This window comes from Candidatus Woesearchaeota archaeon (assembly GCA_016187565.1).
Classification (GTDB): domain Archaea; phylum Nanobdellota; class Nanobdellia; order Woesearchaeales; family JACPJR01; genus JACPJR01.
This window is the reverse complement of the sequence record JACPJR010000014.1, coordinates 94,518-115,234: the sequence shown is the minus strand read 5'-3', so window position 1 is coordinate 115,234 and position 20,717 is coordinate 94,518. Positions and strand designations below refer to the sequence as shown.

Annotated in this window: 26 protein-coding genes; 19 read left to right on the top strand and 7 right to left on the bottom strand. The window is 41.0% G+C overall.

What is annotated here, in order from left to right; all coding sequences use genetic code 11:
• The first annotated feature begins 704 nt into the window (after positions 1 to 704).
• The 3 genes from HYW21_04865 to gatD all read left to right on the top strand — a co-directional run bounded on the left by HYW21_04865 (position 705) and on the right by gatD (position 4,093).
• Positions 705 to 1,676, top strand: a complete 972-nt coding sequence (locus HYW21_04865; protein MBI2548655.1) for an alpha/beta fold hydrolase — start codon at positions 705 to 707, stop codon at positions 1,674 to 1,676.
• Between the two features lie 245 nt (positions 1,677 to 1,921).
• Positions 1,922 to 2,692, top strand: a complete 771-nt coding sequence (locus HYW21_04860) for a Nif3-like dinuclear metal center hexameric protein (protein ID MBI2548654.1) — start codon at positions 1,922 to 1,924, stop codon at positions 2,690 to 2,692.
• Positions 2,693 to 2,704: 12 nt separating this feature from the next.
• On the top strand, positions 2,705 to 4,093 hold the full coding sequence (gatD, locus tag HYW21_04855; protein ID MBI2548653.1) for a Glu-tRNA(Gln) amidotransferase subunit GatD: 1,389 nt from the start codon (positions 2,705 to 2,707) through the stop codon (positions 4,091 to 4,093).
• An 84-nt stretch (positions 4,094 to 4,177) separates the two neighbouring features.
• Here the strand turns inward: gatD and HYW21_04850 are convergent, their stop codons facing one another.
• Complete coding sequence (locus HYW21_04850; protein ID MBI2548652.1) at positions 4,178 to 4,693, bottom strand: 50S ribosomal protein L16; 516 nt, start codon at positions 4,691 to 4,693, stop codon at positions 4,178 to 4,180.
• 94 nt (positions 4,694 to 4,787) lie between these two features.
• On the opposite strand from HYW21_04850, the gene HYW21_04845 reads away from it, so the two are divergent.
• Together HYW21_04845 and HYW21_04840 are read left to right on the top strand one after the other, a co-directional pair.
• Positions 4,788 to 5,054, top strand: a complete 267-nt coding sequence (locus HYW21_04845) for a hypothetical protein (GenBank protein ID MBI2548651.1) — start codon at positions 4,788 to 4,790, stop codon at positions 5,052 to 5,054.
• Between the two features lie 256 nt (positions 5,055 to 5,310).
• A complete protein-coding gene (locus HYW21_04840) occupies positions 5,311 to 6,243 on the top strand; it encodes an RsmB/NOP family class I SAM-dependent RNA methyltransferase (GenBank protein MBI2548650.1) in 933 nt (310 codons plus the stop codon).
• 3 nt (positions 6,244 to 6,246) lie between these two features.
• Here HYW21_04840 and HYW21_04835 read toward each other — a convergent pair whose 3' ends face one another.
• The 5 genes from HYW21_04835 to HYW21_04815 all read right to left on the bottom strand — a co-directional run bounded on the left by HYW21_04835 (position 6,247) and on the right by HYW21_04815 (position 8,785).
• The gene (locus tag HYW21_04835; GenBank protein ID MBI2548649.1) at positions 6,247 to 6,402 is read right to left on the bottom strand and encodes a hypothetical protein; all 156 of its coding nucleotides are present in this window, start codon (positions 6,400 to 6,402) and stop codon (positions 6,247 to 6,249) included.
• A complete protein-coding gene (locus tag HYW21_04830) occupies positions 6,399 to 6,998 on the bottom strand; it encodes a hypothetical protein (GenBank protein ID MBI2548648.1) in 600 nt (199 codons plus the stop codon). The genes HYW21_04835 and HYW21_04830 overlap by 4 nt, the downstream gene beginning before the upstream one ends.
• A 63-nt stretch (positions 6,999 to 7,061) precedes the next feature.
• Positions 7,062 to 7,472, bottom strand: coding sequence for a hypothetical protein (locus HYW21_04825; GenBank protein ID MBI2548647.1), 411 nt, complete (start codon positions 7,470 to 7,472; stop codon positions 7,062 to 7,064).
• Positions 7,469 to 7,987, bottom strand: coding sequence for a nucleotidyltransferase domain-containing protein (locus tag HYW21_04820; protein MBI2548646.1), 519 nt, complete (start codon positions 7,985 to 7,987; stop codon positions 7,469 to 7,471). The genes HYW21_04825 and HYW21_04820 overlap by 4 nt, the downstream gene beginning before the upstream one ends.
• Positions 7,988 to 8,026: 39 nt before the next feature.
• Positions 8,027 to 8,785, bottom strand: coding sequence for a hypothetical protein (locus tag HYW21_04815; GenBank protein MBI2548645.1), 759 nt, complete (start codon positions 8,783 to 8,785; stop codon positions 8,027 to 8,029).
• A 473-nt stretch (positions 8,786 to 9,258) separates the two neighbouring features.
• Here HYW21_04815 and HYW21_04810 point away from each other — a divergent pair, with 473 nt between their 5' ends.
• From HYW21_04810 to HYW21_04750, 13 genes are all read left to right on the top strand, one after another.
• Positions 9,259 to 9,909, top strand: a complete 651-nt coding sequence (locus tag HYW21_04810) for a hypothetical protein (GenBank protein ID MBI2548644.1) — start codon at positions 9,259 to 9,261, stop codon at positions 9,907 to 9,909.
• 126 nt (positions 9,910 to 10,035) lie between these two features.
• On the top strand, positions 10,036 to 10,284 hold the full coding sequence (locus HYW21_04805; GenBank protein MBI2548643.1) for a hypothetical protein: 249 nt from the start codon (positions 10,036 to 10,038) through the stop codon (positions 10,282 to 10,284).
• Complete coding sequence (locus tag HYW21_04800; protein ID MBI2548642.1) at positions 10,257 to 10,589, top strand: type II toxin-antitoxin system PemK/MazF family toxin; 333 nt, start codon at positions 10,257 to 10,259, stop codon at positions 10,587 to 10,589. The genes HYW21_04805 and HYW21_04800 overlap by 28 nt, the downstream gene beginning before the upstream one ends.
• Before the next feature lie 221 nt (positions 10,590 to 10,810).
• Positions 10,811 to 11,302, top strand: a complete 492-nt coding sequence (locus tag HYW21_04795) for a hypothetical protein (GenBank protein MBI2548641.1) — start codon at positions 10,811 to 10,813, stop codon at positions 11,300 to 11,302.
• A gap of 31 nt (positions 11,303 to 11,333) precedes the next feature.
• Positions 11,334 to 11,945, top strand: a complete 612-nt coding sequence (locus HYW21_04790) for a hypothetical protein (protein MBI2548640.1) — start codon at positions 11,334 to 11,336, stop codon at positions 11,943 to 11,945.
• A complete protein-coding gene (locus HYW21_04785; protein MBI2548639.1) occupies positions 11,900 to 12,550 on the top strand; it encodes a hypothetical protein in 651 nt (216 codons plus the stop codon). The genes HYW21_04790 and HYW21_04785 overlap by 46 nt, the downstream gene beginning before the upstream one ends.
• Complete coding sequence (locus HYW21_04780; protein MBI2548638.1) at positions 12,540 to 12,968, top strand: hypothetical protein; 429 nt, start codon at positions 12,540 to 12,542, stop codon at positions 12,966 to 12,968. Before HYW21_04785 ends, HYW21_04780 begins: the two co-directional genes overlap by 11 nt.
• A 39-nt stretch (positions 12,969 to 13,007) precedes the next feature.
• Positions 13,008 to 13,601 carry a hypothetical protein gene (locus HYW21_04775; protein MBI2548637.1) on the top strand — a complete coding sequence of 198 codons (594 nt, stop codon included), beginning with the start codon at positions 13,008 to 13,010 and terminating at the stop codon, positions 13,599 to 13,601.
• A 1-nt stretch (position 13,602) separates the two neighbouring features.
• Complete coding sequence (locus HYW21_04770; protein ID MBI2548636.1) at positions 13,603 to 14,007, top strand: hypothetical protein; 405 nt, start codon at positions 13,603 to 13,605, stop codon at positions 14,005 to 14,007.
• A 98-nt stretch (positions 14,008 to 14,105) separates the two neighbouring features.
• A complete protein-coding gene (locus tag HYW21_04765; protein ID MBI2548635.1) occupies positions 14,106 to 15,449 on the top strand; it encodes an adenylosuccinate synthase in 1,344 nt (447 codons plus the stop codon).
• 491 nt (positions 15,450 to 15,940) lie between these two features.
• Positions 15,941 to 17,395, top strand: a complete 1,455-nt coding sequence (gene purF, locus HYW21_04760; protein MBI2548634.1) for an amidophosphoribosyltransferase — start codon at positions 15,941 to 15,943, stop codon at positions 17,393 to 17,395.
• 21 nt (positions 17,396 to 17,416) lie between these two features.
• Entirely contained in the window at positions 17,417 to 18,760 is a 1,344-nt protein-coding gene (purD, locus tag HYW21_04755) for a phosphoribosylamine--glycine ligase (GenBank protein ID MBI2548633.1), read from the top strand.
• Positions 18,757 to 19,347, top strand: coding sequence for a 5-formyltetrahydrofolate cyclo-ligase (locus HYW21_04750; protein MBI2548632.1), 591 nt, complete (start codon positions 18,757 to 18,759; stop codon positions 19,345 to 19,347). Before purD ends, HYW21_04750 begins: the two co-directional genes overlap by 4 nt.
• A gap of 3 nt (positions 19,348 to 19,350) precedes the next feature.
• Here HYW21_04750 and HYW21_04745 read toward each other — a convergent pair whose 3' ends face one another.
• Entirely contained in the window at positions 19,351 to 19,695 is a 345-nt protein-coding gene (locus HYW21_04745; GenBank protein MBI2548631.1) for a DUF192 domain-containing protein, read from the bottom strand.
• 113 nt (positions 19,696 to 19,808) lie between these two features.
• Between HYW21_04745 and HYW21_04740 the strand changes: the two genes are divergently transcribed.
• Positions 19,809 to 20,711 (top strand): ROK family protein, encoded by a 903-nt coding sequence (locus HYW21_04740; protein MBI2548630.1) that lies wholly within the window; start codon positions 19,809 to 19,811, stop codon positions 20,709 to 20,711.
• Positions 20,712 to 20,717: the final 6 nt, after the last annotated feature.

The window sequence follows — 20,717 nt, the reverse complement described above, 5'->3', positions numbered from 1 at the left end:
TTGCTGAATATAATGAGGTTATAAAAAAACTCAATCAGAGCCACCACTGGCTTGAAGAACTTCAGCAGCTATATCTCTTAGATGATGAACAAGCACAAGAGATTAAGCAGGAAACTGAGGATTTTTCGTCAGTGCAACAATTTGTTAGTCAACGCACTTCACGTGAACAAAAACAGGTTGTTGTTGACTATATATTTAATAACACACAGAACAGTTATGAAGCGATACCAAGTGCAATCCAGTATGAAACCATGACAAAGATCATTCAGAGCGATGTTGATTATGAGTTGGCTTGTCGTTTGAATATCAATTGTGAAAAACCGTCATTACAATCATCAATAAGTAAATGGGAAAACCAAACATCGGTTGATGCTGAAAAAACCTGTAACGATATGGCGGAGTTGCATAGATTCTATGAAGAGATCTATAATTCCTCGATAAATGGAGAAGGAGAAAATGGAGAAGGAATAATTGAAGTAGATAAAACAAAGAGCACCGCGATAGATACCCTTCTGCTCTTTCAGAATACAAAAAAGGAAATCTTGCAGGACTATCTCGAGGGATTACCTCTCGATGCGCCGGACAGTCTCGCACTCAAAGAAATTATTCTAACAGAAATAAATACTACCGAGATTGCTCTCGCAAATATACTGGCTCAAGAGAATACAACAAATATGACCAACACAACAATAGAAGAATTATTGATGAGAAATCAACCTGCAGCGTGTGAGGAGGTTACAACAAAACTTCCTGCGTTAGGACCACAACCAGAAAACATACTTGTAGTACCTGAAAGACTTGGTCCACTGTTGAACATCTCTTTTTCACTTTCATCGGCGCAATGTTGTGTATTTAAGCAATGCAATCCGTGCTGTAATGATCCTAGCTGTCAAAATGATCCAGAAACATTCCCTCTTGTTTTCTTGCATGGACATGCATTAAGCGCAGAGACAGCAGCAGATTACAGCCTTGATATCTTTAACGATCTGCAAAAAGAACTTGAGCAAGAAGGATACATTAACGGAGGAGCAATATCACTCACCACTTCTTCCTCTGAAGCGATTCCACCACTCAGCGTCTTTAATGTTCCCGTAACACTGAAAGCAAGTTACTATCTTGATCTTTTTCAGGAACAAGAGGACTATGTCATTGTTCAGACAAAGAGCGAGAATATTGATACCTATGCGATTCGCCTCAAAGAACTTATTGATACCATTCAACAGCGTACAGGAAAACCAAAGATAGTTATTATCGCACACAGTATGGGAGGTCTTGTTGCTCGACGGTATCTCCAGATCTTTGGTACTGATGCTGTTGCAAAGCTCATCGTAGTAGGCACACCGAACAAAGGAATTAAAGGAGATGTTGCAAAGTACTGTACGGTGTTTGGAGGAGAACTTGAATGCCGTGATATGAATGCCAATAGTTTATTTATGAACAAGCTTAATCGAGAAGAAATACCTACAATTCCCATCTATAATATTGTTGGTACTGGCTGTGATATGGATGGGCAACAAGGAGATGGCATCGTCCTTCAAGAAGATGCCCTGCTCGAAGGTGCACATACCACACTCATTAATGGCACGTGCGAACGATTCAAACTGTTGCATACCGAACTTCTCAATACTGCACGTTATCCTGAAGTATACACCGCTATTAAAAAAGCACTTGAGTGACAAGAATTTAAAGCAAAGGACATAAAGTTACGGTTATTAGTGTCCTCTGCTATAACAATTAACTTTTGTATAATAGAGGACAATAGTATTTAATATGTTTTTTCCTCTATTATATACTAGAAAACCTAACAAATAATATTAAAAATTTAGGTTTTCTATTATAGTATAAAGCCGTAATAAGGTATCTAGCCAAACCCGTATCTGAGCGAAACCTTTATGTATTCTTGCGTGTTTTTATTTTCAAGATGACAGGACTGCAGATGACAACCTTACAACAGATAGTAGTATTCTTAGATAAAGAGTTGCACGTAAAAGACCTTCAAGAAGGAGCGATCAATGGATTACAGGTTGAGGGAAGACAAAACATCAAGAAAATAGCAATTGCCGTCGATGCAAGTCTTGAAACCTTTACCAAGGCTCAGCAAAACAACAGTGATATGCTTATAGTACACCATGGTCTATTCTGGGGAGGTGTACAGCCGATTACTGGGCTGTTATACAAAAGATTACGTTTTCTTATAAAAAACGAAATGAGCTTGTATGCTGCCCACCTTCCTCTTGATTGCCATCGTTCCTATGGAAATAATGCCCAGATGGCAAAACTCCTTGGATTAAAGCAGATCAAACCGTTTGGGAATTACAAAGGAAGTATCTGGGGTGTACAGGGAACATTAAAGCACGAGCTCTCTTTTGAACAGTTGATGAAACTCATCAAGAAAAAGCTAGCATCTACGCCAACATCCTATACGTTTGGTAACAAAAGAGTAAAAAAAATAGGTATTGTCTCAGGAAGTGGGGCATTTGCTCTTTCAGAAACTGCAGAAAATAATCTTGACGTATTGCTTACCGGAGAAGTACTGCATCACCATTATCATGAGATAAAAGAGAGAAAAATAAATGTTGTCTCTCTCGGCCATTATGCTTCAGAACGCTTTGGAGTTTTGGCGTTAGCAAAGCTCCTGCAAAAACGCTTTAACATAGAAACTATTTTTATTGACGTCCGTACCGGACTTTAGGAGTGATAAGAAATGAGCCAGACAGCCTACACCACCGGAGATTGGGTAACGATTACGTTGGAGAACACAACCCTCACAGGAAGATTGATGCCACAAGAATCATCATCGTTCATTGTTGTAAAGTTGAAAGACGGGTATAATATCGGGATCAACAAACAAAAGATTAAATCGATAACCAAAGCACAGCTTCCTGAAAAAAAAGAGACTGAGAAAAAAAGCCCTGAAAAGAATACATCGAAAAGTTCTTCAAAAAAAATAAAAGCAGAAACCCAAACAAAACAAAAAAAGAAAGAGCAAGGAGAGAAACCGACGGTTACAATCCTCCATGTTGGTGGCACCATTGCCTCAAAGGTTGACTATGTTACTGGAGGAGTAAAACCACAATTTACCTCTGAAGAGATTATTGCCATGTTTCCTGAATTAAAAGAATTTGCCAATATCCGCTCACGACTTATTTGTAATATTTGGTCTCAAGATATGCGATTTGTGCATTACAATTTACTTGCAAAAGCTGTTGCAGAAGAAATTGAGAACGGGGCTGAGGGAATCATCATCAGTCAAGGAACCGATACCTTACACTATACTAGTGCAGCACTTGCCTTTGCTCTCGAAGACCTTGGAAAACCAGTGATTATCGTTGGAGCACAACGGAGTTCTGACCGAGGAAGTACGGATGCAGCACTGAACATGACGAATGCGGTCTTCTTTATTACTCATACTGATTTTGGAGAGGTTGGCATCTGTATGCATGAAAAAAGTGATGATGAAAATTGTTTGATCTTACCCGCAACAAAAACACGCAAGATGCATACCTCTCGGAGAGATGCCTTTAAGCCTATTAATACCTCCCCCTGGGCACGGGTTAACTATGTAACCAAACAGATCGACTATTATGCTACACACTATGGAAAAAAAGCTACTCGGAAAGTAACAGTAAAACCATTTAAGGAAGATCTTAAGGTTGCTATTCTAAAAATGCACACCCATATGTACGCTGAACAATTTCTCTTTTACAAAGATTATGATGGCCTGGTCATTGAATCAACGGGATTGGGTTGTCTTCCCATAACCCAAAAGGATGCAACAACAGCAGAATCAGGAAAGATCTATGAAGCGCTGAAAACGCTAACGCAACGTGGCGTCATTATTGTCGAGGCTGCACAAACTATTTTTGGAAGAATTGTTCTGAACGTGTATGACGACCAGCGCAATGCGCAAGCAATCGGAATTCTAGGGAATTATTCTGATATGACTGCTGAAACAACCTTCCTGAAGCTTGCCTGGCTACTCAGCAATTATCCAAAAACAGAAGTAAAAAAGCGTATGATGGAAAATCTCCGTGGCGAGCTTACGGAAAAAAGTGTTCAGACGGCGTATCCTTTCACTAGGGAGTATTACTAGTATTTTTGTTGTAGGACTTTCTCATCATTGAAAAGAAAGTTATTTAAAAGAGAACTGACAAAAAAATTCCTTAGAATCAAAAACTTAACTAACCCGTACACTGCATGAACAGGGGAATTTATTGGCTGCTCGTCGCATTGCTTCTCGTGCAGCTTCAAGATGTTGTTTTTCACAGCGTAATAAAATCAAGGTTTGACCTCTCTTCACCTGAGCTGCAGATCCAATAGGCTTTCCAAAGCTTAATTTCATTCCTGTGCTCATACGGTCTGCACCTGCACCGGATGCGAGAGGGTTTTCACGAAGAATATGATGAGGATAGATCATAATTTTCATATGATAGTTTCCTTTACCCATTATTTTCTCCAAATAACGGTTACTCGACTGTCGGGCAGACTCAATAGCATTATGGCGAATTTGCAGAGCGGTCTTTGCAACGAGCTCTAATCGAGTACTAAAATGTTGATCTACGGTTCCCATTTCATAACGAACGACTTTACTGGCCGGACTAGCACGGATATAACTTTTTTCCCGATATTTTGATTTTCTGGTGTACGGACGTTCTAAGCGTCTATATGAACAAAATTTTCTGAGCTTTGCCATCTTCTATCAAAAGAGTGGAAATATGGGTTATTTATAAAACTTTCTTCAGAAAGGCTTAAATAGAAGTCTCTTCAGACCACCTTTCAGATGGATTATGCCTGAACTCAATTTTTGTCCATTTTGCGACACACCGGCACATAAAATAATCGGCTATAAAGAAAATCATTATTTCTGCAGGACCTGTAATGCCTTTTTCCAGCTACAGGAAGAAGAAATGGCCTGTCCCAAGTGTAAGTCAAAGAAGATAGAAGACTCTGACTTCCCAACACCGACAGGAGAGCTTGTTTTTCAGTGCCAACGCTGTAAAAAACTCTTTCCACTCAGTGAATTTCTCTCAACACAACAGGCAAAGAAAAAGTGATAACTTAGGAAGCCTCAAATTCAACCCATTTATACTTCCGTAAGCGTACTCCTCTCTTTTGCAGAATAGAAACTTCACAAATGTTCTTGTTGAGCAAGTACTGGAATGCTCGAAACGTCATATCTTGTCTGGACTGCATCCGCAGACCCAAGACGAACGGATATTTAAAGCTTTTTATAAAGATTATAAACATACGAGGAAAGATGAAGAAAAGCAAAACAGGAACTTTTTTATAACGTAAGAAGCTCCATACCTTATGGAAAGAGTTGTCTTTAAGCCCGCATTTATTGAACGATATCAACAATTAACAGACTATCCTCTCTTTGAAGAGTATTCTCGGCGGTTCTTACGACGTTCTCTTCGGGTAAATACGCTCAAAAGATCCATCGCAGAAGTAAAAGATAGATTGCAAAAAGAATGGAGCTTAACACCTATTCCTTGGTGTGCTGATGGATTCTGGATTGACCACAAAGGAAAAGGGGAAGAGTATCGACGCGACATTGGCAATACGGTAGAACACCAATTAGGCTATATATACATCCAGGAAGCAGCCAGTATGATTCCTCCAGTGGTTCTGCAACCGACCAAAGGAGACGTTGTACTTGATGTCTGTGCATCTCCAGGATCAAAAACATCGCAGATAGCCGCAATGATGGAAAATACCGGAGTAATTATAGCAAACGATGTGAGTGGGGAACGACTCAAAGCACTGGGAATTAATATCCAACGAATGGGGATTACGAATACCGTCATTACGCTGAATAATGGCATGCGATTTCCTCAGCTCATGTTCGATAAAATACTTCTCGATGCGCCATGTTCAGGAACAGGAGCTATACGGAAGAGTTTTAAAATTCTCACCATGTGGAATCCCGGGATGGTCAAACGGCTTGCACGAGTCCAGCAAAAACTCTTGGAACGGGCATTTGCACTTCTTCATGACAATGGGGTTCTAGTCTACAGTACCTGTTCGTGTGAACCCGAGGAGAATGAAGGGGTCATTGATACCTTTTTGACAAACCATCTTGATGCAATGCTTGAGGAAATTACCCTCCCGCTCAAAACAAGTCCTGCTATCATGGAGTTTGAAGGAAAAACCTACACATCTAAGGTAGAGAAATGCTTGCGCATCTGGCCCCAGGATAATGACACTGAAGGGTTCTTTGTGACTAAAATAAGAAAACGATAGCTCTCATTCACCAATAATTTTCTTCTGCTGTGAACTCCATACCTTGTTTGGTGTCTTTTTAACCCATGCCGCATACTCATCAATAAACTTGAGTCGCTGCTTAAAATTTTCCTTCTTAAAAGCTTCCATTTCTTCAGCAGTAATTGTTGGAATTTTCATGGTAGATATTGAAGAGCACGTTTTGGTATATTAAGGTTGCGAAGACATTGATCAAGCAGATCTTTATCAAGAAATTCCTCGAAAATATTGTAGAGATAACGAGCATCCTCGATGTCCTTCTCGCTTCCGAGAGACAATTTAAAAGCGATCTGCATCTCAATTGATGAAATATAAAGGGGGTTATTGTTTACCAGAGTTTTCTTTTTTTGACTGAGAGTCCAACGATCAATATCAGTTTTGGGGAATTTAAGTTCCATATTTGGGATAAATGCATGAAGAAAAGAAAAACGAAGAGCGTATCCTTCTTGGAGATACTCCTCATATGCACGCTTAGGATTATCAGTCTGCAAACAAATAAAAAACTCTTTAAGCTTTTCCCATAGACAGCTAAACGCAGCAAAGCTCATCTTTTCGATAAAAATGTCAACATCCTCAGAAGCCCTATTTCTCCCAAAAAGGATAGCAACGTAGCCTGAGACAATGACATAGTGAATCTTTTGCTTGTTCAAGATATCAGTAAAGGAAATGACAAATCGATCTAAAGCATTAAGTTCTTTGGTAAAAGCAATCTGCTTGGAAGAATAATCTATTTCCATGAAAAGCAAGAATCTTCTGACCTATATAATAATTTCGTGCTTTTCTTCATTGCTAAATTTCGTTCATGATAAGAGCTTTTGTATTTTTGGAATAAGACTTTTTGCTAACAGAATAGCCTGCTGAGCATCTACCGGATCACAATCTCCTCCATAGTACTTAATGCTATTTCGTATCTTTCGAAAACGATCAAACTCAGACACTTCTTGCTGGCTAAATCCTTTCTTTAGAAGATAAACAATCGATGCCTCATGTGAGTAAGACTTAAAGCCTTCTTCATAAAGGACTGCATCTGCAGCCTCTCTCATTGCTTCATAAGCATTCTCAAGAACATACTTTGGTTTTTCGCGTCCCCATAGATTCGTCGCAAGGGCAAACCGTTCGCAACTTTCCTTGAAGGTAGCTTTTGATAAATGTGCGTCAGGTTTCTGTTTTTTTACACTTCCATTTTTTAGATAATAGGCAAAATCTCTCACCAAAATCCCTCTAGGACAATCCCATTTGCAAGGTTTGCTTTAAACTCTTCACTCAGCTTCATAAGATCAATCTCATGGATACTCATGGGGCGATGGAGCTGCTTCTGGTAGTCCTCAAGAGGCAATTGCAACTGTTTGTGGGTCATTACCGCAATGTCAATATCGCTCAACTCTGTATCATCTCCCCGAGCATAGCTTCCAAAGAGAACAATAGCTTTGGGATGATTATAGCGTTCAGTAAGGTCATCAACAATACCCGAACTATATATTTGTTGCAGGTTATATAAACGCTTATACCGAATAAAAGTAATGTTTTCCCTATTTGCCCTAACAATCGTAAGTGCTTTGCCCTTTATCTTGATAACCAGTTTGTCCTTTGCCAGCATATCCGTAACTGAAACGATAGTTGGCATTGAGAGTTTAAGACGGCGTGAGAGCTCTCTGAGGTAAAATTCTGTGGTGGGATTTTCAAAAAAGATACTAAGTACTATTTGATTAGTAGATTTTTCTATCATTTGGTAGATTAAAATGACGAGTGGTATATAAATCTACTGTTATTCCTCAGCACAATGGTCCCACATAAACCAAAACCATTTTTTGTAACCTTCAACGAGCTTTCTACTGATGAGAACAAACTGAACCATATCATCGTCAAGATGGTTTATTGTTAAGCCAGTAAAGGTTACGATCCTATCACCAAAAAAATCAATCGCACAGTTTGTTGAACTCTGGGGAGGGAGAAAACGCGCCTCATGCAGATGCTCAGGAACAGGACTTTCTATGCCTTTTCCAACATGGTGTTTCATCTCATAATCGAACAAGTGATAACAATGAATGCCTTTCTCCCTCAATTCTCGATAGAAGCGAACTCTGAACGCCCGTAATCGAGGGTCAAACCAGCCACCCTTTGCACCAATACAATAGAAATCCTCACCCACATCAAGGATGTCCTGCATGTAGTTACGGAATCCCTTAACCCCTCGGTAGATATAGGCCTGTTCCTTTTGAGGCAAGGTATGGTAACGCAGTTTAAGGTCAGGCAAAACCTTTGTCAAGTTGTCTTCTTTCTCCTTAAGGATGATGAGGAGTCGTTGGGGATCAGTTGCCCGATAATTCCCCTCACCTTTCTCAATAGCAAGCGAGACAAGCCCCTTATCCGTAAGTTTAACTAAAGAATCATACACATTCCGTCGATGAACTTGTGCCTTTGTTGAGATTGTCTGAACAGAGGCCTCACCAAGCTGGAGGAGTGCTTCATACACTCGTGCTTCATTCGGGCTTAAGCCAATATCTCGAAGGATTGATTCGTACATTCTTTTCAACTCCCATAATAAGAACTTTTCTTAAATCCCAGTTCTTTACGCTTATCATCGTAATGCTTATGTCGTAGTTCTTCGGCATTCATCCAGAATCTCCTCATAGGTTTGTTGATAGATTTTCAGATGGTCATGGAGAGGGATCGTTTGCATATCTTTTTTGAGAGTATTTTAAAATGAGATTTTACAATTAAATTATATCTTTTTTAATGAATTAATCTCTCAGGGGTTTGCTCAGAATTTGATTCAATGAACAGTTATTTAAGAATGTTTCTTTTTTGGTGGTATTTACCACCACAAGAATTAATAAAGAAGTTCGTTCTTACTAAAGAGTAGATTTTGCCACTATAAGGTGATTACAAGATAAACCGTGACGAACCATAGGTGAACCATCATGAATTGGAGAGAGATTGTCGAGATGTTTGAAGAAGAGAAAGTAGAGGTACATTACGAATAGGAGGATGAAAACCATGAACCAAACAATGAAAAAAGGACTTTATACTGCAGGAATGCTCAGCGCACTAGCAGGACCTGCACAGGCAGAAATGTATGACGGCCAGAGAGCGCCGACAAGAACCCATGCAGACCAGCGGATAGCTATTACGCCAGCAGGAACGAGCTATAAGCCAATCCTCAAGTATTTTGGGGATGATCTGTTTGCAGCAATTGCTCTTCCAACACAGAACGGAGAATTAACAGCAGTTGGTGGTGGCCTTGGACTTTTAATCGATGATGCACTTCCTCAACATTGGACAGCCAATGCCCAAGTTGGCTTTGGAGTTTCGCTGCATGATTCTGGTGTTGGACTTGAGCCAACCGTTTATATGACCGGGGATTACGGTAGAGTAACTGTTGATCCACGAGTGTGGGGTAGCGTTGGGGTAAATGGGAATGAGGTAGCCTATAATGGGTCAGGAGTAGGCTTAACCCTCGGAGTAGGACTTGCTGATCGAGTACGAGGAGCAGTTGATTTTGTCCGAAATCCAGACGGAACAACGAACACAACCGGAACCTTACAGACGGTGATTGAACCAGGACGGCAGGTACTAGAAACATCGATTGGCAAGGGACAGGTTGGTTTACGTTATGTCTTCCACATTGGTAATCATAAGCCGAAGTGAAAGGAGGCGATGTTTTTTCGGATTTTTATTGAAAAGACTTATTACCTTGTGTTGATTCATAACATTTGTCTCAAAAAAACAGTCTAACAGGTACATTTATATACCAATGAGTATTTATCGGTATTTATGAGTACCCAAATAAGTCTAAAATTGTCTGAAAAAATGTTTAACGCAGCCAAAACAGTTGCAGAAGTTAGAGGATTTGATAGCTTACAAGATTTTATTAGAGAAACAATGAGAGAAAAACTGTTTGAGGAAGAAAACGAACTCATTGGAGGTTTGTTTACCTCCAAAGCAAGCGAAAAATCATTGGCAAAGAACTGGCTCTCAGCAGAAGAGGATACTGCATGGAAACATTTACAAAAGGAGATATAGTGATTTTTCCTTTTCCGTATACTGATTTAAGCGAAAGGAAAGTAAGGCCCTGCTTGGTTATCTCTGATGAAATGGATGAAGATGTTATCCTTTGTCAAATAACCTCTCAAAAAGTTAAAAGAGATACATATGCGGTAGAAATTAAAGCAGGTGAAACACGTGAAGGCTCACTCGCTATCGATAGTTTTGTTAGATGCAACATGATTTTCACTGCAAGCAAACAGCAAATAATCAAAAGGATTTGTAAAATAAATGAGGGTAAATATTCCCAAATAATATCCACGATCTCAAAAATAATAAAATAACTTCTTCTCATCCAACGTCGGTAATTTTATTGAGATGTACGTACACTAATCAGTAATGAGTACTTATATCTAGATTTACTCATTAGTAATTAGTAGATGGGGCACGGGGGGAAGTGCCACCGTTGAGTGACAAAAAGGGAAACCTTTATATAGGAAAGCAATTCTCCCTACACAACCTGCAAAGGTACATCAAGTAAAACAGTTGAATTGGGAGTGATACTATGCAACATATACGTGTCTATCAAAAGCTTATAGAAGGACATCCAGATGAAAGCAGCCAATCTCAACCGCTTGTCGGAAGCTTGGTAATACAACTACCACTATCAGCGAGAAAAAGCCGTTTTGATAACATCCCAGAAATTCACACCGCAAACACGTCTGGATTGATGGCCACATTAGACACATTATTAGAACAATACCCAGATGCGCAGGTGATAAATGGGCCTAGCGCTGCATCAGGAATACCGACGCTTATCACTTTCCGAGTTTCAAAACAACCCGCTAACAATTTCTACTTCCCATGGAAAGCTGACGGAACAGGAGATGTTGTTGTAGGTAATTATCTCTCTGGAGTAGGATATACGAGTGATACCATCGCGGGAATCTATGGACCAATTACGAGAGTAAGCATGGATCCTCTTCCCGAAAATCTTTTTAATGACCTTGTTCCTCGGGAAAGACGCCACAGAGCCAACCCATTTCTTCGTTATTAAGTCAGTAAACTAAACCAACAGGTGAAAAACAATGCAACTAAACCAGATTGTAAATGGATTAATTGGAGCTGGATTTGCTCTTGCTCCGCTCAACGCACAGGCGCAGACACAAACTGCTCCTCATTACGCAAAAGGTTCAGAGCAGTACTTGCTCATTGGAAAAGTAACCAATGACGCCCTTAGCTCAGGAATTCCTCCTACTTCTTCCAAGATAAGAACTTTTAACATTGATGGGAATGGAATTGATCTGAATGAAGAAGTAAGAGAAGGTCCCTGTTATGCACGTATCTTTACTACCCCGAATGATACCCTTCAAGTAGGAGTCTATGACTTCGATAAGAACCGTACCCTTTCAGTTGGAGATGTGGTGATGGTAGGAGAACCTGGAATTGGAACAAGATTAGATGCGTTTCATCCATCATACATTGCTACCAACAATGGATTAACCATAATCCCTTCAGTCTCAGATATGATGTACTGGGGAACTGTAGTAGACAGTACCTCCCAGAAAAGTGATACCGACGCTCCTAGTAAAGATTTAGAGGCTCAATTTGCACGTAGAACATATCAGAGCTCTCAAGAACAACTCGACAGACTATGGCAAGGGACACAAATGATAATATTAAGACCAGTGAAACAATGAAACTAAACAATCTTGTCAATGGATTAATTGGAATGTATGTAGCTCTTACACCAAGTAACGCACAGACGCAGACTGGTGATCAAGTGAATGCACCGATGCAAGCACCAACCACCTACGCGGCTACCTCGTCTGAATACCAGACCCTTCAAAAAGCAGCTAGAGTGGCATTTCAATCAGGGGAAGACAGTCAGTATATGGTTTGGACTAAAGAAGGAATTAAAGAAGGACTGACGTACCAGGCAAAATTTGCTGTTTCTCCGTCTAGTGATCTTGTTGTAAGAATCGATGATTTTGACCAAAACAGAACCCTCTCTACCGGAGATGAGATTACCATAGGTGTACCCAATAGTATCTCAAGCGATTTGAAGTACGATAATCCATGGTATAGGGTTACGAATAATGGTGTCGAGATTCATCCTGCAAATGGAATAACTATTGAGGATGTATACTCGAAAATGAGTATGGCCATACCTGGAGGACGAGAGGTACTAGATCAAAAACGAGATGCCGTGATTCTAAAGGTGGAAGACCTCATTGCTCGAGCAACCTACGACGTCTCTCAAGGACAAATACAAAAACTAGGGCAACATCTTCATGAGGCGTAGAAGTCCACCAACGGTTCAGAGATCAATAAAGGTAAGAGGTAAAACCATGAACAAAATACAACAGGCGCTTGGCATTGGAGCATTAGTCTTAGGGTTAAGTGGATGTGGCGGAGATACAGCACCTCAAGCAATGGATGCTACTACTCCAAAACCGCAAAGCGAAATTGAAAAACGGCTTCCTGGATATCACCTATTAAATACTGACAAACCCGTACCCTATACCTGCGAGTTAACAGACAGAATTGTTGATTATGGCACTAAGCATCCAGCGATTGGTTTATCACCTCTTCTTGAATATGGAAATTTGACAGGGTTTGGTGTTTACTTTAAAGTAGATGGTGGCGGATATACAGGAATGGAATGTGATATTTTAGCGTTAGCAGAAACACCAGTTGCGACATCGAACGGCAATAAATAAAATCAATTTGTACTCTTTACAAAACATACAGGTGAAAGCATGAGACTCAATACCCTTGTCAATGGACTAATTGCAGCATACATAACTGCTGCTCCGCTCAACGCACAGGCGCAGGCCCCTACAAGTTATGCAGCAGGTACGCCACAATACGCACTCATTGCAGAAGTAGCAGGTGACGCATTCAGATCAGGAAAGGCTACTCCTTACAAAGAAGGAACAAATAATCCTTACAAAGAAGGAACAAATAACCAAGGACGGAAAGAAGCAACACTCTACAGTCTTACTCTTGCTGCACCTAACGAGACTATGCAAGTAGAAGTCTATGACTGGGACAAAAACAGAACCCTCTCTTCGGGAGATTATATTGCAATGGGATCAAGTAATGGATTCAGTGATTTGAAGAACAGTAATCCGTGGTACAAGGTTACGAGAAATGGGTTTGAGATTCATCCTGCAGATCAGGAAACAAGCGGAAAATTATTCCTCATGGGCGTCTTTAAGGATTCAGAACCAGATGCACGAGAAGCCATGCGTCAACGGATAGAAGCCTCAACTGCTGAGAGAGCCTACAATGCCTCGCAAGCACAGCTTGGAAGATTAGAACAACTAAGAAACAATAGAGGAGGGAATTAACATGCCAGAACTTATTGCACCGCTTGAACAACTTATACAAGCAGGTGTACGGCTCTCACCAGCAGTCGAAGAAAGTGCGTCATACGTAAACCTCTGCGTAGGATTTGGTGCAATGGGAGAGTTCTTCAGAGAAAAAGGATACCATATTGGATTAGACCGCCAAGGCTGTGGAACTCTTGATGTTGCTTATGATGCAAAAGATACAGGAAAAGATTCAACTCACCCACGCGTAGTGCATCTACGAACGTGGAATGATGTAGGAGAGACCATCGTCGTCCTTAGTAACTGGGATAGATATGCAATTCATCACAGCCCTTCTTCACTTCCAGAAGAGGTTGTCTGTGAAACCGTTTCATTGGCAGATTATCTCTCCCGAGTAAAAGAACTTGATGCTGAACTAGGGTGAAACTAACTAACGGTAGTGGATCCCTAACCAAGAAAAAACAACACCGAGTGATTTTTATTTCCCAATACCTTTTTATATAACCCCTACATTCAAGTGATATGGTTGATGTAATCCTTGGCTGTCAGTGGGGTGATGAAGGCAAAGGAAAGATTGTAGACTATCTTTCTGAACAGTATGATATTATCGCACGCTTCCAGGGTGGAGCAAATGCAGGCCATACCATTATGGTCAATAATGAAACGTTTGTCTTTCATCTCATTCCTTCTGGAATATTACATAACGGAAAGACGTGCGTGATTGGCAATGGTGTTGTTCTTGATCCCATCACCCTTCTTGAGGAGATGTCGCAGCTCAAAGAAAAAGGAATAGTGATCGAGCGACGTTTGTTCGTGAGTGATCATGCCCATGTCATCATGCCCTATCACCGTGTTCTTGATGCTGTTCGTGAGTACCAACGAGGAAAGGAAAAGATTGGTACTACCGTAAGAGGCATCGGCCCTTGTTATGAAGACAAGGCAAGCCGGGCAGGTATTCTTGTTCAGGACTTGCTCAACAAAGAAGTCCTCGCGAAGAAGCTCAACCATCAGATTAAAGAAAAAGCGTTGCTCATACAAAACGTTTATGGTATCAACAGGCAGACGCTGCTTACCATTATGGAATCAGGTATCCAAGGAGTCAACTTTTCTTCATACTACCATCCCGATGAGGGTTTCAACCAAGAAAGGATGCTCAAGGATTTTTTAAACTACGGCAAGACATTACACGCTTACATTACCGACACCGGTCATCTGCTTCGTGAAGCAATTACCCAGAAAAAGAAAATCTTGGCTGAAGGTGCTCAGGGTACTCTTTTAGACGTAGACCATGGAACCTATCCCTATGTAACCTCCTCAAACCCTTCAGTGGGTTCAGTAATTACAGGATTAGGTATCCCACCGCAAGCAATTCAGAAGGTGTATGGGGTTGTCAAAGCCTATACAACCCGAGTCGGTGCAGGTCCCTTTCCAACCGAGCTAACTGACACTACAGGAAAACAACTCCAAGAGATAGGTCATGAATTTGGTGCTACCACCGGACGACCAAGGCGTTGTGGCTGGCTTGATATCGTTGCACTCCGCTATAGTGTCCAACTGAATGGTATTACAACACTTATTATCACCAAACTCGACGTGTTGAGCACACTCTCCACCATTAAGCTGGGCGTTGGGTATGAAGCCCACAAAAAAAGTATCGTTCATTTCCCGAATGACCAATCCCTATTGCAGGATGTTAAGGTAAACTATGTTGATGTTCCAGGATGGCAGTGTGATATCACGACACTTCATAACGTGCATGAGTTACCCAAACAAGCACAGGCATACCTCGAGAAGATCAGCCAGTTACTCCACGTAAAGATAGGCATAGTCTCTGTTGGTCCACAACGACAACAGACTCTACAGTAAACTCCAAAGTAAATCTTTTACGATTACAGCGCCGCTGTAGGCGGTGCGACGAAACTCATGAAAATCCGTTGGATTTTCAGGATCCTCGAAAACTAAGTTTCCGGGAAACCGGAAATTCAAAGAATTTCCCAGTTCACCGAAAATGCCATGCATTTTCGCGTGTTTACCAAAGTTTGATCAAATGGGTGTAACCTGAAGTTACACACCGCGGCCCGCGTGCTGCCAGTATAGCCGCGTCGGAGAGTTTCATGCTCTCCCTTGCGTGTCAACTGAGCGTAACCAGTTGGGCGCTGACGCAACGGGGCTTGCCCCCTCCGGGGTGTTGCGTAGGATTTGCTCAACGAGCAAATCCGTCAGCCGCCCTTGTGGTGGCGTGCAGTTTATGATTCACAGGTTTAGACAAGTATTCACTTCATACACAAGCTTTATATACTCCGTTCACTATTTATAAGACGAGAAAACCTAAGAAAATACAAGAAAACGAGGGTCAGATGTGTGGTATTATCGGAATTATTGGTCAAGAGAATGTTGCTCCTGAACTGTATGCAGGATTAATCATGCTCCAGCACCGAGGACAGGATGCAGCAGGGATTAACACCTGTACAGACTGTTTCCATTTAGAGAAAGGTCTAGGACTTGTCCAAGAAGTATTTACCGAACGGAAATTAAAGAACTTAAAAGGAACCATGGGTATTGGTCATGTTCGCTATCCAACTGCAGGTTATGCCCTGTCAGCGCAAGAGGCACAACCATTTATTCTGACGCATCCGTACGGTATCTCCATTGCCCATAATGGAAACTCGACTAATTATGGACAGTTACGAGATCTCCTTATCAACAAACTCCATAGGCAATTACAGTCCAGTTCTGATTCTGAAGCCATCCTTAATATTCTGGCAGAAGGACTTCTGGAACATGCAAAAAAAGAGTTCTCAGTTCAAAATTTCTACAAAGCAGTTGCCTATCTCTTCCAAAACGTCAAAGGCAGTTATTCGATGGTCGGGCTTATCGGAAATAAAGGACTCTATGCTGTCCGCGATCCTCATGGCATTCGACCCCTGATTTTAGGAAAAAAAACAGTGAATGGAAAAGAGAACTATATGTTTGCCTCAGAATCGTGTGCCTTGTCTGCACTTGGTTACAGTATTGTCAGGGATGTGGCTGCAGGAGAAGCATTTTTTATCGATAGAGAAGGTAATGTCCATCACAAACAGGTTGGCCCTAATAAGGGAACGCCATGCATTTTTGAGTATGTCTATTTCGCTCGTCCAGATTCAATCATTGACAAAATCAGTGTCTACAAAACAAGATTACGATTAGGAAAGGAACTAGCCAAAGTCGTTGCAAAGGCAAATGTTCCTATTGATGTTGTTGTTCCTGTACCAGACACTTCACGGGCATGCGCATTAGCACTGGCAGCAAAACTCAAGGTAAAGTATCGAGAAGGATTACTCAAAAACAGATATATTGGCAGGACATTCATTATGCACAGTCAAGAGCTCAGAGAGGTTTCAGTCAAGTTCAAACTAACGCCAGTAACCATTGAACTCAAAGGAAAAAGAGTACTTCTTGTTGATGATAGCATTGTTCGGGGAACTACCTCTAAACGGATTATTCAAATGGTGCGCAATGCTGGTGCAAGAAAAGTGTACTTTGCTTCAAGCTGTCCACCGATACGATATCCAGACGTCTATGGTATTGATATGCAAACAAGGAGAGAGTTTATTGCAAGAGATCATAGTATTGAAGAGATCAAAAAAATTATTGGTGCAGATGCACTCTTTTATCAGACCATGGAAGGGATGATCAAGGCATCTCGCGCAGGCAATCCGGCAATCAAAGCCTTCTGTACAGCCTGTTTTGATGGGAATTATCCAACAGGAGATGTAACGCCAGAGGTTCTCAAAGCCATTGAAGAACAACGGATACTGGCAAAGAGCTGTTAAGGATAAAGGTAAGGTGTTACCATGGTTCATGTATTACTGGTGGGAAACGGTGCACGAGAGCATGCTCTTGCAGAATGGATTACCCGAAGTCCTGATGCTACGTTATTTTCGTGGATGCATGCAAATAATCCAGGGATTATAGCTTGTTCTCAAAAATACATGCTGGGAAAGCTGGATGATTTTGATAAACTCAAAGAATTCATTGATGAGGTAATGCCAGAAATAGCGGTCATTGGTCCTGAAGCACCCTTAGCAGCAGGCATTGTTGATTTTCTGCACGGATTCCATATCAGATGCATTGGACCGACGCGTGTACTGGCACAGGTCGAAACCAGTAAATCGTTCTTGCGCGATTTGATGAAGAAGTATCAGATCAAGGGCTTGCCAGCATATAAGGTATTTTCTCATGATGCTGGACTTGAATTCTTTATGCAACAACTTTCCGGCATTGTTGTTAAGCCTGATGGATTAACTGGCGGAAAAGGAGTAAAGGTACAGGGCGATCACTTCCACGATATCCAAGAGGCTTTGGATTATTGTAAAGAGCTTTTTGCAAAACAGGAAACAGTCGTTGTTGAGGAGAAACTTGACGGAGAGGAATTTAGCCTACAATGTTTGACTGATGGAAAAACCGTGCTTGCAATGCCACCGGCACAAGATCATAAACGTGCATACAGCAATGACACTGGGCCCAACACCGGAGGCATGGGATCTTATTCATGTGCAGATCATCTCTTGCCTTTCCTGAAGAAAGAGCATATACAAGAGGCTGTGACCATTACCGAACAGGTTGCTCATGCATTAACCAAAGAGACTGGTGAACACTATAAAGGTATCCTGTATGGTGGTTTTATGCTCACCAATACCGGAGTAAAGCTCATCGAGTACAATGCTCGATTTGGCGATCCTGAAGCAATGAATGTATTGCCTATTATTAAAAACGACTTTGTGAAGGTTGCCGATGCTCTCACCAAAGGAAAATTAGATACGATTACCTTAGCATTTGCACAAAAAGCAACGGTTTGCAAATACCTTGTTCCTGAAGGGTATCCAACGCATCCAGTAAAAGGAGCAGTCATCGATATCTCTGCATGTGGAAAAAAAGCACGCAAATATTATGCCTCAGTTGACGAGCACAATGGAAAACTGATCATGAGCTCTTCGCGAGCAATTGCCATGGTTGGTATCGCTCCGAGTATTGAAGAAGCTGAAAAAATTGTCCAAGATGCTGTAAGCAAGGTAAAAGGAAAGGTGTTTTTCAGAGAAGATATTGGAACAAAAGAATTACTCAAGAAACGCGTCGATCATATGAACAAACTGTTGAAAGTGAAAACAAAAACAACAAAAGAATCAAAAGAGCCATGAACATCGACAAGGAAACACTACGCAAACATCTTCAAGAGCAAAGAAAATCCATTCCAATCTCACAAAGACACACAAAGAGTCAACAGATTAAAGATCTTCTTTTTGAACTCCCACAACTAAAGAAAGCTCACGATATTTTATTCTATGTTTCTTTCAAAAGTGAAGTAGAAACGCTGACGATGATCAGAGACATGCTTCGTCAAAAACAAAGAAAGATGTACGTACCTTTTATGCATCCTGAAAAAAGGGAGTTGGGAATTGCCCAGATTAAAAGTCTTAATGACTTAAAGCCAGGCAGCTACGACGTACTTGAACCAGAACTAGGAAGCCTTGACGAATGTGATCCGAGTGTTATTGATGTTGCGCTTATTCCTGGTCTTGGCTTTGACCGACACGGTTATCGTCTCGGCTATGGCAAGGGATATTATGATAAGTTCTTAGAGGATAAAGAATTTCTCAAGATAGGAGTAGCGTTTGCCTGCCAAATTCAGGAAAAGATTCCGGTTGATCCATGGGATGTGGCTATGGACATTCTTGTGACGGAAAAAGGCGTTATCAATGTAAAAAGCAAATCGAATCATCCCTAAAGCTCAAAATAAAATACTATCACCAACCTGAGAACAACTTTTTTGAACAACACCCTGGGGAAGCTCGATAACAAAGCTTGCTTTCTTTTTCGGCTTATAGAAATGCCATGGTGTAAAGTTTTCTTTTATTTCGACGATCTGTTTGTCTTTGTTTAAGAAAAGCACATCTATGGGAAAAGAAACAAAGCACATATGTAAGGGAACCAATTTTTCTTTTGTAAAGGGGAAAATAAGTGCTGTGTTTTGAAGCGGTTTTTGAAACATCAATCCCCGTGCCTTCTGCCAGGAAGTACGAGCATAGATTACGTTAGCAACAAGTGTTGTCTTTTTTGTCTGATTCTGAATCATACCATCAAAAAGGGACAAGATGTTTTTTAATGTTTCTAATGTTTACAGCAGCTTCATCCAAAAAAAGGGTTTGCAGCTAAAGATTTAAATATTCTAAAAGCTCATAAGAGTACATGGACTATGCAGTAGGTATTGATATTGGCGGAACAAAAATGTCTGGCGCTCTTCTGGATGCACAGGGACATGTCATTACCAAAATGCTTGTTCCCACCGAAGCAAGGAAAGGAGGAAATGAAATAATAGCGAACATTATCAGTTTCTCGAGAAGATTAAGAGCCACAAAAAAGATCAGAGGGATAGGTATTGGAACACCCGGGTTTGTCATGCCCAATGGAAAATTAGCGTCATGTTATAACATCCCAAGCCTGATGCATGTCCCTGTGCAAAAACATCTTTCCGAAAAAATAGGATTTCCAGTAATCATAGAAAACGATGCCAACTGTTTTGCTTTTGCTGAGAATAGGTTAGGAGCAGGAAAAAACACCAGACATATGCTCGGGGTTATTCAAGGAACAGGATATGGATTAGGGATCATTATCGATAAAAAAATCTATAAAGGTTTTCTCGGAGGGGCAGGTGAGCCAGGTCATATGCATATCAGTCCGTATGCAAAAAAAACATACCCAAAGGAGTCAACTATGGAGGATTGGATTTCTGGACCAAACCTTGTGAGGAGGTACAAAGCTCATGGTGGAAAAATAAAAGATCCTACTGTCTTTACCCTTGTCCAATCAAAAGATCCTCTTGCACGAACAGTATACCATGAAATGATCCACTATCTTGCGTGGAATTTAGCCTGTCTCACCAATATTCTGAATCCTGAACGCATTGTCATGGGCGGTGGTTTAAGTAACCTTTCCTACTACAAACAACTCAACAAGGAATTTCAACAATTAGTGTATCCTCCCCTAGGAAGATCAGTACGCATTGTAAAGAACAAGCTCGGTGATGATGCCGGTGTTATCGGTGCAGGCTTACTTGTCTTTGAAAAACATAAGTTACCGGTGATTGGGTAAAGGGGG